Consider the following 15,856-nt stretch of genomic DNA (forward strand, 5'->3'; position numbering starts at 1 on the left):
CCTCAGGCGCCCCCGCCGGCACCGCCGTCGGCAGAGCCCTCCCGGGGCGGGCTCCCGGCCACGGCGGTCAGCGCGCCGGCCAGCGGCACGCCCGACCCGTCCCGCTTCCCGGTCGGCTCGGGCAGCGCCACCGGCGCACCGGTGGCGGAGGCACCCCGCGCCGGCCCCGGACCGACCCACGCCAGCGCCAGCGCCCCCTCGCCGCGCAGGAAGCGGTGGCAGCGCACCCCACCGGTGGCGCGGCCCTTGGGCGGGTACTCCTCGAACGGCGCGACCTTGACGCTCACCCCCGGGGAGCCCGGCAGCGCGCCCTCGGCGGCGGCCACGGTGACCACCTCGGTGCGCTCGGCCTCAGCGGCGCCGACCGCCGAGAACGCGACCACGCGCTCCCCGGCGGAGACGCGCACGCCCGCCATGCCGCGCGCCGGGCGGCCCTGCGGGCGCACCAGGGTGGCGCTGAAGCGCAGCAGCTGCGCGTCGCTGGTGACGAAGACCAGCTCCTCGGTGCCGGTGGCGAGCCACGCCGCCCCGACCACCGCGTCGCTGGCGTCCAGCCCGATGACCTCCCAGGAGTCGCGCGCGCCCCACGGCTCGGCGGCCACCCGCTTCACCACGCCCTGCGCGGTGGCCAGCGCCAGCCCGGCGCCCTCGCCGTCACCGGGCTGAGTGGTCAGCGGCACCAGGGCCACGACCTCCTCGCCGGGCTCCAGCGTGACGAACTCCCGCAGCGGCGCACCGCCGGACAGGCTCGGCGCACCCGCCGTCGGCGGCAGCACGGGGGTGTCGACCACGCCCACCCGCACCACGCGGCCCCGCGAGGTGAGCGCGCCGACGTCGCCGCGCGCCGTCGTCCTCACGGCGCTGCGCAGCACGTCGTGGTTGGTGCGCGGGCCGCCCTCGGTGAGCTCCGCGCCCCCCGTGCGCGCCAGCAGGCCCGTCGCGGACAGCAGCACCCAGCACGGGTCGTCGGCGACCTGCAGCGGCACCGCCGCCGTCGCCGGGGCCGCCCCCGCCTCCAGCAGCACCGTGCGGCGCGGGTCGCCGTGGTCGCGGGCGACCTGCGCCAGCTCGTCGGAGACCGCCTCCCGCTGCAGCTGCTCGTCGGCCAGCAGCGCCTCCAGGTCCGCGATCGCCGCGAGCAGCTCCTCCCGCTCGGTCTCCAGCTCGATGCGGGAGAACCGGGTCAGGCGCCGCAGCCGCAGCTCCAGGATGTGCTCGGCCTGCAGCTCGGAGAGCTCGAACACCTCCATGAGCCGGGTGCGCGCCGCGGCGCCGTCGTCGGAGGTCCGGATCACCTGGATCACCTCGTCGATGTCGACGACGGCGATGAGCAGGCCCTCCACCAGGTGCAGGCGCTCGCGGCGCCTGGTGAGGCGGTGGGTGCTGCGGCGGCGGACCACCTCGAGGCGGTGGTCGATGAAGACCTGCAGCAGCTCGCGCAGCCCGAGGGTGCGCGGCTGCCCGTCGACCAGGCAGACGTTGTTGATGCCGAAGGAGTCCTCCAGCGGCGTCAGCCGGTACAGCTGCTCCAGCACCGCCTCCGGCTGGAAGCCGGTCTTGACCTCCACCACCAGGCGCGTGCCGTGCTGGCGGTCGGTGAAGTCGTCGATGGCGGAGATGCCGAGCAGCTTCTTGGCCGAGACGGCGTCCTTGACCTTCTCGATGACCTTCTCCGGGCCCACCGTGTACGGCAGCTCGGTGAAGACGATGCCCTTGCGGCGGGCGGTGATGTCCTCGATGCGGGCGGTGGCGCGGGTGCGGAACGTGCCCCGGCCGGTGGCGTAGGCGTCGCGGATGCCCTCGAGCCCCACGATCCGCCCGCCCGAGGGCAGGTCGGGCCCGGGCACGAAGCGCATCAGGTCCTCGAGGGTCGCGTCCGGGCGGGCGATGAGGTGCCGCGCCGCGGCCACGACCTCCCCGAGGTTGTGCGGCGGCATGTTCGTGGCCATGCCCACCGCGATGCCGGACGCGCCGTTGACCAGCAGGTTCGGGATGGCCGAGGGCAGCACCGACGGCTGCGTGGAGGAGTTGTCGTAGGTGGGGACGAAGTCGACGACGTCCTCGTCGAGCCCGTCCACCATGGCCGTCGCCGAGACGGCCATCCGCGCCTCGGTGTAGCGAGACGCGGCGGGTCCGTCGTCGAGCGACCCGAAGTTCCCGTGGCCGTCGACCAGCGGCAGGCGCAGGGAGAATTCCTGCGCCATGCGGACGAGGGCGTCGTAGATGGCGGTGTCGCCGTGCGGGTGCAGGCGCCCCATGACGTCGCCGACGACGCGCGCGCTCTTGACGTGGGCGCGGTCGGGCCGCAGGCCCATCTCGCCCATCTGGAACAGGATCCGCCGCTGCACCGGCTTGAGGCCGTCGCGGGCGTCGGGCAGGGCCCGGGAGTAGATGACCGAGTAGGCGTACTCCAGGAACGAGGACCGCATCTCCTCGTCGACGTCGACCTCGACCACCCTGCCCGTGGGCGGCGGGCTGCCGGCGGAGGAGGTCGAGGTGCTGCGACGTGCCATGCCCCCATCCTCCCGCGAGGGCCCGACACTCCGGGCGGGACTGGGAGATCCCGGGCGTCCCGGAGCGCCGGCAGCGGTCCCACCTGCGACTCCCGGCGCGCCGGGTCGTCCACAGCCCCCTCCTGGACGACGACGGCGAGGCGTCCGCGCTGCCAGGGTGGGCGCGTGACGGACCCCGCTCAGCCCTCCCCGCCGCCCGGGCCCGGCTGCCCCCGGTGCTCGGCGCCGCTGGTGCCCGCGCGCGCCGCCTGCCCGGCGTGCGGTCTGCGCCTGGTCGGGCCGGACGCCGCCGCCCTGTGGCAGGTCGACCAGCAGCTGGCGCAGCTCCAGGAGCAGCGCGCCGCCCTGCTGGCGTCGCTGGCCGGCGCCTCGGCCCCCTCGGCCGCCTCCGCCGCCTCGGCCGCCTCGGCCGCCTCGGCCGCGCCGCCTGCGGACGCGGGAGCGGCGCCCGTCCCGGCGGCGGCGGTCGGCAGCGCCGGGCCGACCGACCCCTACGGCCGGCCGGTCCTCGCGCAGCCGGGCGGCCCGGTCCTCCCGGCACCGCGGCAGCGCCGCCTCGGCGCGCAGCAGCTCTTCCTGGTCACCGGCGTCGCGCTCGTCGCGGTGGCGGCCGTCTCCTTCACCGCCTACGTCTGGGGCGCCATCGGCGCCCTCGGGCAGGCCCTCGTGCTGCTGGCCGTGTGCGCCGGCGCCGCCGTCGCCGCCCGCCTGACGGCCCGCCGCGACCTGGGCGCCAGCGCCGAGGCGCTCGCGGTGCTGTCCGTGCTGGTCCTGGCGGTGCTCCTGGCCTCGGCCCGCAGCCTCGACGTCCTCGGCCTGCAGTCGGTCGACGCCGACGCCTACGGCCTCGTGGCCCTCCTCGCGGCCGTCGGCGCCTGCGCCGCCGGCGCCCGCTGGCTGCCCGCGGCGGCGCACCCCCGCCGGCCGGCGGCACCGGCGTGGGCTGCGGTGGTCGCCACCGCCGCGGTCCCGACCGCGCTGGCGCTCGCGGTGGACGGCGAGCTGCTCACCTGGGCCGCTGCCGCGCTGGGCCTCGCCGTGCTGTCCGCCCCGGCGGCCCGCCCGCTGACCGCCCGGGCGCGCGGCCTGGGCGAGGTGGGCCTCGCCGTCGGGGCAGCGCACCTGGGCGCGGCGGTGCTCGTGCTGCTCGCCGTGGACGGGGGCGCCGACGCGGTGGAGGGCCGCGGGCCCGACGGCTCCCAGCCCTTCCTGGCGGCGCTCGAGCTGCTGCTCCTCGCGCTCGCCGCCGCCTGGACCGCCGTGCGCGCCGGCCGCCCTCGGACCTCGACCGGGCTCGCGCCGCTCGCGGGCTGGCCGAGGATGCGCCGCACGGCCGTCGTCGTCGCCCACGGCGGCGTCATCGGCGCCCTGGTCTCGCTCGCCTCGGCCGGGGGCGCCTCCGCCCTCCTGCTGCTCGCCCTGGGCGTCTCCGCGGTCGCGGCCGTGCTGCTGGCCGTCAGGCCGCGCCTGCTGCCGTGGCCGGCGCTCGTGGCCGCGCTCGCCCTGGCCGGCGGGTCCCTGCTCAGCGAGCCCGTCCTCGGGAGCGCCCAGGACACCTGGCGGCGGCCTGCCGCCTGGTGCGCCCTGGCGATCGCGGCGCTGCTCGCCGGGGCCCGCCGGCCGGTCGCCTCAGCCCCGGCCGAGGTCCTGGCGGACCGCGCCGGCCTGCCCGTCCCGCGCGCCGTCTGGGCCACGGCCGCGTCCCTGGCGGCCCTCGGCGGCGTGCTGGGCGCCCCGTCACCGCTGTCCGCGCCGCTGCCCGTGGCGCTGGCCCTCGTCGTCGCCGCCGCGCTGCTCGCGCTGTCGGCGCTGGCCCGCGGCCTGCCCGAGGGCGTCCTGGCCGCCGGGTGGGCGCTCGCGTCGGTGGCCGCGCTGCTCGTCTCCGACGGCGGCCCGGTGCACGCCTCCGTCCCGCTCGCCGCCGCCGGCCTGGGCGCGCTCCTGCGGGGCGGTGACCGGCGGCGCACCGCCTGGGCGCTGCCCGGGGTGCTGCTGCTCTCGGCGGCCTGGTGGAGCGAGGCGGGCGACCTCGCCCCCGCGGGCGCCGGCGTGGAGTGGTGGTCCCTGCCGCCGGCGGCCCTGGCGCTGGCGGTCGGCGTGCTCGTCTGGCAGCGCCACCGGAGGCTGGGGTCGTGGGTCGTGCTGGGCGGGGGCCTGGCCGCCGCCCTGCTGCCCTCCGCGCTGGTGTCGGTGGCCGGGACCAGCGCCTGGCGCACCGCCGTCGTGGCCGTCGCCGGGGCGCTCGTCTGCGCCGCCGGGGTGCGCTGGTCGCTGCAGGCGCCCGTCGTCCTGGGCGCCGCGGCCGCGCTCGTGGTGGCGGTCGGCCAGCTCGGCCCCTACGCGCTGGACGCGCCCGCCTGGGTGGGCCTGTTCCTCGCCGGCGCCCTCGTGCTGGTCCTCGCGGTCTTCATCGAGCAGGCCCGCCGGGACGCCGCCCGCGCCGTCGGCTGGGTGCGCGCCCTGCGCTGACCCGGCCCCGTCGCCCTCGGCGCGCCCCTCAGGCGCCGGGGACCCAGGGACGGCCGTGGGCGCCGTCGTGGACCACCGCGCCCACCGGCGCCCGGCGCCGCGCCCGGGGCAGGTCGGCAGCGGGGTGGCCCAGCACCACCGCGGCCGTGAGCCGCTGGCCGTCGGGCACCCCGAAGGCCTCCCGCACCGCCGCCCACCGCCGGTCGGGGACGCCGACCAGGCACCCGCCCAGGCCCGCGTCCACGGCGGCGAGCAGCACGAGGAGGCCCGAGGCGCCGGCGTCGACGTCCCACCACGGCACCGGCCACGCCGAGGCGTCCGCCGGGTCGGGGCCGAGGTCGCCGCGGGCTCGCTCCTTGTCAGGACGGGAGTACCGCTCCACGTACGCGCCCGGGTCGGCCAGGCACACCACCACCACCGGCGCCGTGGTCATCCCGGCCAGCCAGGCGTCGGGGGAGTCGACGTCGTCGCTCGTGGCGCGCCAGAAGCGGTCGCGGTCCGCGGGGTCGGTGAGCACCAGCAGCGAGCGGCCCCGCGACCCGCCGGCCGTCGGACCGCTCACGCCGGCCGCCACCACCGCGTCCAGCACCGCCCGGTCCACCGGCTCGCCGGTGAACCGGCGGACCGCCCTGCGGCGCCTCAGCACCTCGTCCAGCTCCACGCGCCGACCCTGCCACCCGCCTGCCACCCGCCTGCCACCCGCCTGCCACCCGCCTGCCACCCGCCTGCCACCCGCCTGCCACCCGCCTGACACCCCGCCGGGAGCACCCGCCCCGATGGCCCGGCCGGGCGTCGTGATCACCGTCGTCCGACTAGCCTTCACCCCGTGTCACCCACCCACCCCGCGTGGACGCGCGCGTGGGAGGCGGACGTCGTCCTGCGGGACGGCGGCGCGGCGCACATCCGGCCCATCCGCCCCGCCGACGCCGACGCGCTGCAGGCCTTCCACGTGGCGCAGTCGCCGCGCTCGACGTACCTGCGCTTCTTCGCGCCGATGCCGCGCCTGTCCCCGCGCGACCTGGCCCGCTTCACCACGGTCGACCACCACGACCGGGTGGCGCTCGTGGTGCTCGTGGGGGAGGCGATCATCGGCGTCGGACGGTACGACCGGGTCGGCGACGGCGTCGCCGAGGTGGCCTTCAACGTCTCCGACGCCCACCAGGGCCGCGGCGTCGGCTCGGTGCTGCTGGAGCACCTCGTCGTGGCCGCCCGCGAGCAGGGCGTCACCCGCTTCGTCGCCGAGGTCCTCCCCGAGAACCGCAAGATGCTCGACGTCTTCGCCGAGGCGGGCTTCGCCACCACCCGCGCCGTCGAGGACGGCGTGGTGATGCTCACCGTCGACGTCACCCCCACCGACAGGTCCCGCGAGGTGATGGAGGCCCGCGAGCACCGCGCCGAGGCCGAGAGCCTGCGCCGCCTGCTGCACCCGCGCTCGGTGGTGGTGGTCGGGGCCGGCCGCCGGCCCGGCTCCGTCGGCGGGCGCCTGCTGGCCGACCTGGTGGGCGGCGGCTTCACCGGCGCGGTGCACGTGGTCCACCCCGAGGCGGACGTCGTGCGGGGCGTCCCCGCCGTCCGCTCCCTCGCGGACGTCCCGGGACCGGTGGACCTCGCGGTGGTGGCCGTGCCGGCCGAGTCGGTCAACGGCGTGGTCGCCGAGCTGGCTCAGCTCGACGTGCGCGGTCTGGTGGTGGTGTCCAGCGGGTTCGCCGAGGTCGACGCCGACGGCCTGGCCCGCCAGCGCGAGCTGCTGCGCCTCGCCCGCGTGCACGGCATGCGCCTGGTCGGGCCCACGTCCTTCGGGATCATCAACACCGACCCCGCCGTCCGCCTCAACGCCTCCCTCGCCCCCGTGGTGCCGCCGGCCGGCGGGCTGGGGCTGTTCAGCCAGTCCGGCGCGCTGGGCGTGGCCGTGCTCGACGCCGCGAACCGGCGCGGGCTCGGCGTGTCCACGTTCGTCTCGGCGGGCAACCGCGCGGACGTCTCCGGCAACGACTGCATGCAGTACTGGCAGGACGACCCCGCCACCTCGGTGGTCGGGCTGTACCTCGAGAGCGTCGGCAACCCGCGCAAGTTCTCCCGCGTGGCCCGCGGCCTGGCGCGGACCAAGCCCGTGGTCGTCGTGAAGTCCGGCGTGAGCTCCTTCACGGTGCCCCCGGGGCACGCGGTCCGGGAGACCCGCGCGCCGCGGGAGGCCCTGGACGCGATGCTGCGCCAGGCCGGCGTCATCCGCGTGGACAACGTCCACCAGCTCTTCGACGTCGCCCAGCTGCTCCAGACCCAGCCGCTGCCGGCGGGGGAGCGGGTGGGCGTGGTGGCCAACTCCGGGGCGCTCGCGGCGCTGGCCGCGGAGGCCGCCGTCTCCTGGGGGCTGGACGTGGCCGACCCGGTGGTGGTGGCGCCCGAGGCGGACGCGTCGCAGGTGCGCGCGGCCCTCGAGCAGGTCTTCACCGACCCCGACGTCGACGTGGTGGTCGCCTGCCTCATCCCCCCGGTCGCCGAGGTGGACCGGGAGGTGGTGGTGGCCCTCCAGGAGGTGGCCGCGGCCGCCGGCAAGCCGTGCGCGGCGTGCCTGGTGGCGCTCGTCGGGGGCGTCGAGCCCACCCGCACGCTGCAGCCCCCCGCTCCCAGCGAGGGGGACGACGGCGACGGCGGGGGCACGCCCGCGGCGGCCCTGCCCGTCTACACCACCCCCGAGGACGCCGTCAGGTCGCTGGCGGCGGTCGTCCGCTACGCCGCCTGGCGCCGCCGGGACCACGGCACCCGCGTGGCCCCGGCCGGGACGGACGCCCGCGCGGCGCGGGCGCTGGTGGAGTCGCTGCTGTCCGGGCGCACCCCCGACGACCCGCCGCTGCGCCTGGAGCAGGAGGAGGTCAGCGCCCTGCTGGCCTGCTACGGCGTGCAGCTGTGGCCGGTGGTGACGGTGCGCTCGGCGGACGAGGCGGTGCGGGCCGCGGACCGCGTGGGCTGGCCCGTGGTGGTCAAGGCGACCGAGCGGCACCTGCGCCACCCCGGCCTGGGCGGGGTGCGCCTGGACGTCTCGGACGCCCGGGAGCTGCGCGCCCACGTCGACGCCATGCTCGCCGGGCCCGCCGGCAGCGGCGGGGGGACGGCTCCCGCGCTGCTCGTGCAGGCCATGGCCCCCTCGGGCATCTCGGTGCTGGTGCGCACCCTGGAGGACCCGCTGTTCGGCCCGCTGGTCTCCTTCGGGCTGGCCGGCGACACCACGGTGCTGCTGGGGGACGTCTCCCACCGCATCCCGCCGCTGACCGACGTCGACGTGGTGGACCTGGTCCGCACGCTGCGCGCGGCCCCCCGCCTGTTCGGCTACATGGGCACGCCCGCCGTCGACGTCGGCGCCCTCGAGGACCTGCTGGCGCGGGTCTCGGTGATGGCCGACGACCTGCCGGAGGTCTTCTCCAGCGAGCTCTCGCCGGTGCAGGTGGCCGAGCGCGGCCTGGCCGTGCTCGGGGCGCAGGTCGAGCTGGCGGTGCCCGTGGGCCGCTCCGACGCCGGCCGGCGGGTGCTGCCCGCCTGACGTCGGGCCCCGGTGGGAGGATGGCCGACGTGTGGGGTGGTGACGGCGCCGGGCGACGGCGAGCAGAGGGGACCGAGGGCGTCCTGGCGGGCGGCGGGACCGCCGGCGCTCCGGCGGCGGCCTGGCGCAGCGAGGGCCCCGGAGGGGCCGAGCGCCTCCCGGACGAACTGGTCGTCGAGCTCGAGCAGACCGGGTACTACCCGCAGCTGCTCGCCGACGTGGTGCTGCAGTCGCTCGCGGGTGAGCCCCCCGTGGACGCCCTGGTGCACCTCGAGACCACCTTCGACGCCGACGCGGTGCGCCGGCACGTCACCGTGCTCGCCCTGACCGCCACGCGCCTGGTCACCGCCCACGTCGACGACCACGACCCGCCGGAGGCCGGCGGGGCCCCGGTGGCCGTGGCGTCCTCGGAGTCGGTGCCCCTGCACGACGTCCGCTCGGTGGTGGTCGGCCACCGCGTCACCGCCCCGGAGCGGCACCGCCCGGGCGCGGCGCCCCAGGAGCTCACCCTCACCGTGGCCTGGGGCACCCTCAGCCGCGTCGACGTCGAGCCCGCCACCTGCGGCGACCCCGAGTGCGAGGCCGACCACGGCTACACCGGGACGATGACCGCGGACGACGTCTCGCTGCGCATCAGCGCCGACGCGGAGGGGGAGGCGGCGGTGCTGGCAGCCCGCCGGTTCGCGCGCAGCCTGACCCGCGCCACGCGGGCACCCCGCGCGTGACGGCCCCGGCGTGAGCGCCACCGCCTCGGGGCCGCCCGGGACCGGGGGCGCGCTCGCCGACGTCCTGCCGGCCGTGGCGGACCTGCTGGGCGCCCCGGTGCGACAGGAGCCGTCCCCCCTGACCGGGGCGCTGGCGGAGGCGCACGAGGGCGTGCAGCAGGTCTGCGTGCTCCTCGTCGACGGCCTCGGGTCGCGCCTGCTGGCCGCCCGCGGGGGGCACGCGCCGCGGATGCGGTCCATGGCCCGTGCCGCCGGGGCGCCGGGCGCCGCCGTGCTGGCCGCCGGTTACCCCTCCACCACGGCCACCTCGACCGCCTCCATCGGCACCGGCCTGCACCCGGGCCAGCACGGGCTGCTCGGCTACCAGGTGCGCGACCCCGCCACCGGGGTCCTGTTCAACGAGCTGTCCTGGGAGCCCGCACCCGGCGCGGGCGGTCCCGGCGGCGGAGCGGCCGGAGCGCCTCCGCCGGACCCGCGCCGCTGGCAGCCGCGCCCCACCGTCTTCGAGCACCTCGCGGCCTCCGGCGCGGCGGTGACGCGGGTGGGCCCGGGCTTCTTCGACGGCTCGGGCCTCACCGAGGCCACCTCCCGCGGCGGGCGGTTCCGGGCCGCCAGCAGCCTGCCGGCGCGCGTGGAGGCGGGACTGGGCGCCCTGCGCTCCGCGGCGCGCGACCGCACCCGCGCGCTGGTCCACGTCTACTGGGGCGACCTGGACAAGGCCGGGCACACGCACGGCTGGGCCTCGCCGCAGTGGTCCGAGGAGCTGGAGCGCGTCGACGCCGCGGTGGCCGACCTGGTGGCGGGCCTGCCGCCGAGGGCCGTGCTGCTGGTCACCGGCGACCACGGCATGGTCGACGTCCCCGACGACGCCCGCTGGGACGTCGCCGCCGACCCCGAGCTGGCGGCGGGCGTGCAGGTGGTGGCGGGGGAGCCGCGCGCCCCGCAGCTCCACTGCGCGCCGGGGGCCGCCGCCGACGTGCTGGCCGCCTGGCGGGAGCGGCTGGGCCACGTGCTGGAGGTGGTCGGCCGCGAGGAGGCCGTCGAGCAGGGCTGGTTCGGGCCGCACGGCGCGGACGCGGCGGTGCTGGAGCGGGCCGGGGACGTCCTCGCCGCGGCCACCGCCCCCGCGTCGGTCCACGACAGCCGCGTCCAGCGCCCGGAGCTGGCGGGCCTCGTGGGGATGCACGGCGGCCGGACCGCGGACGAGGTGCTGGTGCCGCTGCTGGTGGCCGGGAGCCCCCGCCGGCGCTGAGCGGTCGCTGGGCAAGATGGGGGCGTGGCCGAGCTCGTCTTCTTCTCCGGGACCATGGACAGCGGGAAGTCGACCCTCGCGCTCCAGGTCGACCACAACCACCGCGCCCGCGGTCGCCGGGGGCTGCTCTTCACCCGGGACGACCGCGCCGGGGACGGCACCATCTCCAGCCGGCTGGGCCTGCGCCGCCCCGCCCGCGAGGTGACCTCCAGCACCGACTTCGAGGCCGAGGTGGCGGGCGCCTCCGTCGACGGGCCGCTGGACTACCTCGTCTGCGACGAGGCGCAGTTCTACCGGCCCGAGCAGGTCGAGCAGCTGGCCCGCGTCGTCGACGAGGCGGGGGTGGACGTCTACGCCTTCGGCATCACCAGCGACTTCCGCACCCGCCTCTTCCCCGGCAGCGCCCGCCTCGTGGAGCTCGCCGACCGGGTGCAGGTGCTGCAGGTGGAGGCGCTGTGCTGGTGCGGCGCCCGCGCCACCCACAACGCGCGCACCGTCGACGGCACGATGGTCGTCGAGGGCGAGCAGGTGGTGGTCGGCGACGTCGCGGCCGACGCCGGCGCGGTCGGCTACGAGGTCCTGTGCCGCCGCCACCACATGCGCCGGGAGACCGCCGCGACCGCCGGCCGCGCCACCCCGACCCCGACCCAGACCCCGGCGACGAGCGTCGAGCTGCGGGTCGGTGCCTCCCACCTCGCCTGACCCGGACGGGCCGCGCGACTGAGGGGGCTCAGTCGCGCCGGGGCGCCCCGAAGACGATCTCGTCCCAGCTGGGCACGCTGCGGCGCCTGCGCGCGGGCTGCTCGCCCGGGTCGTCACCGTCGTGCTCGGGGTCCTCGACCCCGTCGGGCGCGGGGACGCCGCGCGAGGGGGTCGGCCGGTCCTCGTCGTCGTGGCGCGCCGCGGGGGGCGCCGGCGGGGCGGCCGGGTGCGGCTCCGTGTCGGCGCCCCGCCAGCGCTCCCGGCGGGTCGCGGGCTCGCGGCGCGCCGTCCCGCCGCCGGGGTCACCGGAGTCGTCGCGGTCAGAGCTGCGATCTGCAGCGCGGCCGGCGGGGCGGACCGGCTCGCGGGGGGCCTCCGGCGCCACGGGTGCGGCCGGCGCGGGTGCGACCTGCAGCGGCTCCGTGGGGGGAGGAGCCGGGACGAGGCCCAGCGGGGCGCGCGGGCCGGCGGGCGCCGGCGGCTCGTCCGCGGCGCCGGCGCCGTCCTGGCCGGGACGCGGCAGCTGCAGACCGCGCGGCGGGGTCACCATGCGCAGGCGGGCCCGCGCCCGGTCGACCTCCTCCTGCAGCTCCACCGCGTCGGGGTCGGAGCCCGGGGGCAGGTCGAGCAGCGCGTTGAGGAGGTCGTCGTCCTCCTCGTCGTCCCAGGGCTCGCCGTCGGGGCCCATGTCGAGCGGGACCCGGCGGCCCCTGCGGTCCCGCAGGGCGTCGAGCAGGTCGAGGGTGCGGGAGGCCAGGTCGTCCGCGGCGGGCGGTCCCTCCTGCGCCCCGGCGAGGTCGCGGTCGAGCTCGTCGAGCTCGCCGCGCCACGCGTCGCCGGCCGGCTCGCCGGCCTCGTGACCGGCCTCGTGACCGGCCTGGTGAGCGGCCTCGTCGTCGCGGGGCCGGAGGTGGCCGGACGGCGGCTCGTCGTCAGCCGCGGAGCCCGCGGGGGCGGAGGGGGCGCGGGACGCGGGCGCGGGCTGTGGCTCGGCGCTGTCGGCCTCCGCCTGCTGCGGGGCGGGGCGCGGCGCGGAGGGCTCGAAGACCGGCCCGGGCACGAGCGGGGTCTCCTGGCCCGTGGTCGGCGCGGCACCGGTCTCGTGACCGCCCTCCAGGCGGGCGTCCTCGGCCTCGACGTCGTAGACGCGCACGGCGGCCAGGCGGCGGCCGGTCGGGTCGTCGGAGGGTGCCGTGAGCCAGCGGGCCTCGTCGTCGAGGGGCTCCAGCACGCGGTTGGAGGGGACGAAGGACCACTGGGCGGACCTGTCGCGGCCAGCGGCCCGGAACGCCACCTGCACCGCCCAGCCGCCGTCGCGCCGCCAGGCGTCCCACCCCGCGGTGCCCGGGTCGGCGCCGCGGGCGAGCAGGCGCGTGCGGACGGCCTCCTCGAGCGTGAGGCGGCCCGGGCCGCCGCGCACGACGGCCAGCCGGGCGAGGGCGGCGATGTGCGCCCGCTCGGCCAGCACGGGCCCCTCGTAGCGCTGCACCTGCTCCAGGGGCACGCCGGCGTCGGCGGCGACGTCGGCGGCGGTCTCGCCGGCCCGGATGCGGGCCTGGATGTCACGCGGGCGCAGCGGCTCGCTCAGCGCGGGGACCGGCGCGCTGACCGGCCCCGCGCTGCGCACCGCGGCCCGCAGGCGCGAGCTCGCGGGCAGGCGGAAGCGGCGCCCGTCCGGGGCCTCCAGCAGCAGCACCGAGGGGTCGGCGGGGTCGGCGCCGACCACCGACAGCTCGACCGGCGCACCTGCACCCGCCGCTGCGGCGTCCGCGGTCCCCCGCGCCTCCTCCAGCCCGTCGCGCACCCGGCCTCCCCGTCTCCTCCGCCGGCGCCGTCGGCGCGGCGGTGTCCCGGCACCCGCCGAGACCCCGAGCAGCCAGGGTGCCACCCGGGCTTCCCCCGCGTCGAGGCGCCGCGTCGGCCGCGCGCGGCGCCCTGCGGATCCGCCCGCGGACCCGGCGGCGGATCTCCCTGCGCCACCGCGAGCGCGTCGGGGCAGGATGTCCTGGTGAGTGCCGAGACGTCCCCGAGCGCCCCGTACGACGCGCTCGTGCTGCTGTCCTTCGGAGGCCCGGAGGGGCCCGACGACGTGGTGCCGTTCCTGGAGAACGTCACCCGCGGACGGGGCATCCCCCGCGAGCGCCTGGTGGAGGTGGGGGAGCACTACTTCGCCTTCGGCGGCCGCAGCCCCATCAACGACCAGAACAAGGAGCTGCTGGCCGCCCTGCGCGCCGAGCTCGACGCGCGCGGCCTGGGCGGCCTGCCGCTGGTGTGGGGCAACCGGAACTGGGACCCCTACCTCACGGACGCGCTCCGGGAGGCCCACGAGGCCGGTGCGCGCCGCGTGCTCGTGCTCACCACCAGCGCCTACGCCTCCTACTCCGGCTGCCGCCAGTACCGCGAGGACGTGGCCGCCTCGCTCATCGCGCTGGCCGGGGAGGGCCGCGCGCTGCGCGCCGACAAGGTCCGCCACTACTTCAACGCCCCCGGGTTCCTCGACGCCAACACCGACGCCGTGCTGGCCGCCCTGGACGAGCTCGACGACGACGTGCGCGACGGCGCGCACCTGGTGTTCACCACGCACTCCATCCCCACCGCGATGGCCGAGGCGGCCGGCCCGGGCGGTGGGGCCTACGAGGCCCAGCACGAGGCGGTGCGCGCCGAGGTGGTCCGCCGGGTGGCGGAGCGCACCGGCGTCGAGCACCCGAGCGCCCTCGTCTACTGCTCGCGCTCCGGGCCGCCCACCCAGCCCTGGCTCGAGCCCGACGTCAACGACCACCTCGAGGCCGTCAGCGCGGCCGGGGCGCCGTCGGCCGTGGTGGCGCCCATCGGCTTCATCAGCGACCACATGGAGGTCAAGTACGACCTCGACACCGAGGCCGCCGAGACGGCCGAGGGCCTGGGCCTGCCGGTGGCCCGGGCGGCGACGGCCGGGGTCCACGGCGCCTTCGTGAGCTCCCTGGTGGACCTGGTCCTCGAGCGCTCCGCGGCCGAGCGGGGCGAGCAGCCGCAGCGCGCGGCCGTGGGGCCGCTGGGACCGAGCCACGACGTGTGCCCGGTCGGGTGCTGCAGGAACCTGCGCACGCCCGAGAAGCCCGCCGCCTGCGGCGCGGACTGGGCCGACCCGCCGGTGGCCGCCGGTGCCCCGGCCGCCAGCGCGTGACGGCCTCCGACGCCGGCCCCCAGCCCTCGCCGGAGGAGGCGGCGGCGCTCGCGGACCTCGCCGAGTGCGCCGCCCGGGCTGCCGGAGCCCTGGTCCGCGAGGGCCGGGCGGAGCGGGGCGGGGTGACGGCCACCAAGTCCAGCCGCAGCGACGTCGTCACCGCCATGGACACGGCCTCCGAGCAGCTCATCCGGCGGGTGCTCCGCGCTGAGCGCCCGCAGGACGCCGTGCTGGGGGAGGAGGGCGGGACCACCGGCGGCACGAGCGGCCTCACCTGGGTGGTCGACCCCATCGACGGGACCGTCAACTACGTCTACGGCATCCCCGCCTACGCGGTGAGCGTGGCGGTGGTGGCCGGTGAGCCGGCCCCGCCGCACTGGCGGCCCGTCGCCGGCTGCGTGCACAACCCCGAGACCGGGGAGACGTGGACGGCGTCCCTGGGCGGCGGTGCGCGCCTCGACGGCGAGCCCGTGCACGCGGCCGCGGGGCCACCGCTCGCGGAGGCGCTGGTCGGGACGGGGTTCGGGTACACCGCGTCGCGCAGGGCGGAGCAGGCGGACGTCGTCGCGCGGCTCCTCCCGCGGGTGCGCGACGTGCGGCGCATCGGCTCGGCCGCCCTCGACCTGTGCTACGTGGCCAGCGGCCGCCTCGACGCGTTCTACGAGCGGGGGCTGAACCCCTGGGACGCCGCCGCGGGCTGGCTCGTGGCGGCCGAGGCGGGCGTGTCCCTGGTGGGCCTCGACGGGGCCGGGGCCAGCCAGGACATGCTCGTGGCCGCTCCCCCCGCGCTCGCGCTCGAGCTGGCGGCGGAGCTCTCCCGGGCGGGCGCGCTGCCGTCCGCCTGAGGGCGCTCCTGTCCCTGCGGCGGGCTCTCCGGAGGCGCTCCAGGCGGCCTGCGGGGGGGCCGGTGCGCGCGGTCGGAGCGGGTAGGGCATGATCCCGGCGCTACCGGGCATGCCAGCGGCGCGCCCGGTGTTGCAGGGGGTCCGTCCACCACGGGCGGCGACGACCAGCAGACGATCACAGCGATTTCCCAGCCGTTTCCCCGCCGGATCCGCGGTGGCAGCCAGTACACCTGGCGGCCCGCCACGGCTCCGCCAGGGCGCGGCCAACGGCCAGCCGGTCCCCACCGCGCCCTGGCCGGACCCCGACCAGCCCCACCACCAGCCAGATCCGGAGCAGCCACCATGGCGACCGACTACGACGCACCGCGCAAGACCGACGACGAGCTCTCCGAGGACTCGATCGAGGAGCTGAAGGCCCGCCGCAACGAGCCCGGCGCCGCCTCGGTGGACGAGGACGAGACCGAGGCCGCCGAGGGCTTCGAGCTCCCCGGCGCCGACCTGTCCGGCGAGGAGCTCTCGGTGCGCGTCCTGCCGCGCCAGGCCGACGAGTTCATGTGCTCGCAGTGCTTCCTCGTGCACCACCGCAGCCAGCTCGCCAGCGACGACGGCGGACAGCTCGTCTGCACGGAGTGCGCGGCCTGACGAGCCTCCC

General features: G+C 78.5%; 11 protein-coding genes. 8 read left to right on the forward strand and 3 right to left on the reverse strand.

Going from position 1 to position 15,856, the window contains the following annotated elements:
* Positions 1 to 2: 2 nt before the first annotated feature.
* Positions 3 to 2,513 carry a DNA topoisomerase (ATP-hydrolyzing) subunit A gene (locus FHN55_RS05465; RefSeq protein WP_139711247.1) on the reverse strand — a complete coding sequence of 837 codons (2,511 nt, stop codon included), beginning with the start codon at positions 2,511 to 2,513 and terminating at the stop codon, positions 3 to 5.
* A 165-nt stretch (positions 2,514 to 2,678) separates the two neighbouring features.
* On the opposite strand from FHN55_RS05465, the gene FHN55_RS05470 reads away from it, so the two are divergent.
* Positions 2,679 to 4,982 (forward strand): SCO7613 C-terminal domain-containing membrane protein, encoded by a 2,304-nt coding sequence (locus FHN55_RS05470; protein ID WP_139711248.1) that lies wholly within the window; start codon positions 2,679 to 2,681, stop codon positions 4,980 to 4,982.
* Between the two features lie 28 nt (positions 4,983 to 5,010).
* Here FHN55_RS05470 and FHN55_RS05475 read toward each other — a convergent pair whose 3' ends face one another.
* Entirely contained in the window at positions 5,011 to 5,643 is a 633-nt protein-coding gene (locus FHN55_RS05475; RefSeq protein ID WP_180357664.1) for a nitroreductase family protein, read from the reverse strand.
* A gap of 165 nt (positions 5,644 to 5,808) precedes the next feature.
* Here FHN55_RS05475 and FHN55_RS05480 point away from each other — a divergent pair, with 165 nt between their 5' ends.
* The 4 genes from FHN55_RS05480 to FHN55_RS05495 all read left to right on the forward strand — a co-directional run bounded on the left by FHN55_RS05480 (position 5,809) and on the right by FHN55_RS05495 (position 11,196).
* A complete protein-coding gene (locus FHN55_RS05480) occupies positions 5,809 to 8,517 on the forward strand; it encodes a GNAT family N-acetyltransferase (protein WP_139711250.1) in 2,709 nt (902 codons plus the stop codon).
* 167 nt (positions 8,518 to 8,684) lie between these two features.
* Positions 8,685 to 9,242: a DUF5998 family protein gene (locus FHN55_RS05485; protein ID WP_139711289.1), complete on the forward strand. Its 558-nt coding sequence runs from the start codon at positions 8,685 to 8,687 to the stop codon at positions 9,240 to 9,242.
* Positions 9,243 to 9,252: 10 nt separating this feature from the next.
* The gene (locus FHN55_RS05490) at positions 9,253 to 10,494 is read left to right on the forward strand and encodes an alkaline phosphatase family protein (protein WP_139711251.1); all 1,242 of its coding nucleotides are present in this window, start codon (positions 9,253 to 9,255) and stop codon (positions 10,492 to 10,494) included.
* A 24-nt stretch (positions 10,495 to 10,518) separates the two neighbouring features.
* Entirely contained in the window at positions 10,519 to 11,196 is a 678-nt protein-coding gene (locus tag FHN55_RS05495) for a thymidine kinase (protein ID WP_139711252.1), read from the forward strand.
* Between the two features lie 28 nt (positions 11,197 to 11,224).
* Here the strand turns inward: FHN55_RS05495 and sepH are convergent, their stop codons facing one another.
* Positions 11,225 to 13,000 carry a septation protein SepH gene (gene sepH, locus FHN55_RS05500; RefSeq protein ID WP_180357665.1) on the reverse strand — a complete coding sequence of 592 codons (1,776 nt, stop codon included), beginning with the start codon at positions 12,998 to 13,000 and terminating at the stop codon, positions 11,225 to 11,227.
* A 204-nt stretch (positions 13,001 to 13,204) separates the two neighbouring features.
* Here sepH and FHN55_RS05505 point away from each other — a divergent pair, with 204 nt between their 5' ends.
* From FHN55_RS05505 to FHN55_RS05515, 3 genes are all read left to right on the forward strand, one after another.
* Positions 13,205 to 14,359, forward strand: coding sequence for a ferrochelatase (locus FHN55_RS05505; RefSeq protein WP_139711254.1), 1,155 nt, complete (start codon positions 13,205 to 13,207; stop codon positions 14,357 to 14,359).
* Positions 14,356 to 15,204 carry an inositol monophosphatase family protein gene (locus tag FHN55_RS05510; protein WP_139711255.1) on the forward strand — a complete coding sequence of 283 codons (849 nt, stop codon included), beginning with the start codon at positions 14,356 to 14,358 and terminating at the stop codon, positions 15,202 to 15,204. The genes FHN55_RS05505 and FHN55_RS05510 overlap by 4 nt, the downstream gene beginning before the upstream one ends.
* 342 nt (positions 15,205 to 15,546) lie before the next feature.
* Positions 15,547 to 15,846 carry a DUF4193 domain-containing protein gene (locus tag FHN55_RS05515; protein ID WP_139711256.1) on the forward strand — a complete coding sequence of 100 codons (300 nt, stop codon included), beginning with the start codon at positions 15,547 to 15,549 and terminating at the stop codon, positions 15,844 to 15,846.
* Positions 15,847 to 15,856 lie beyond the last annotated feature (10 nt).

This window comes from Streptomyces sp. NP160, assembly GCF_006335115.1.
GTDB lineage: Bacteria > Actinomycetota > Actinomycetes > Actinomycetales > Quadrisphaeraceae > Quadrisphaera.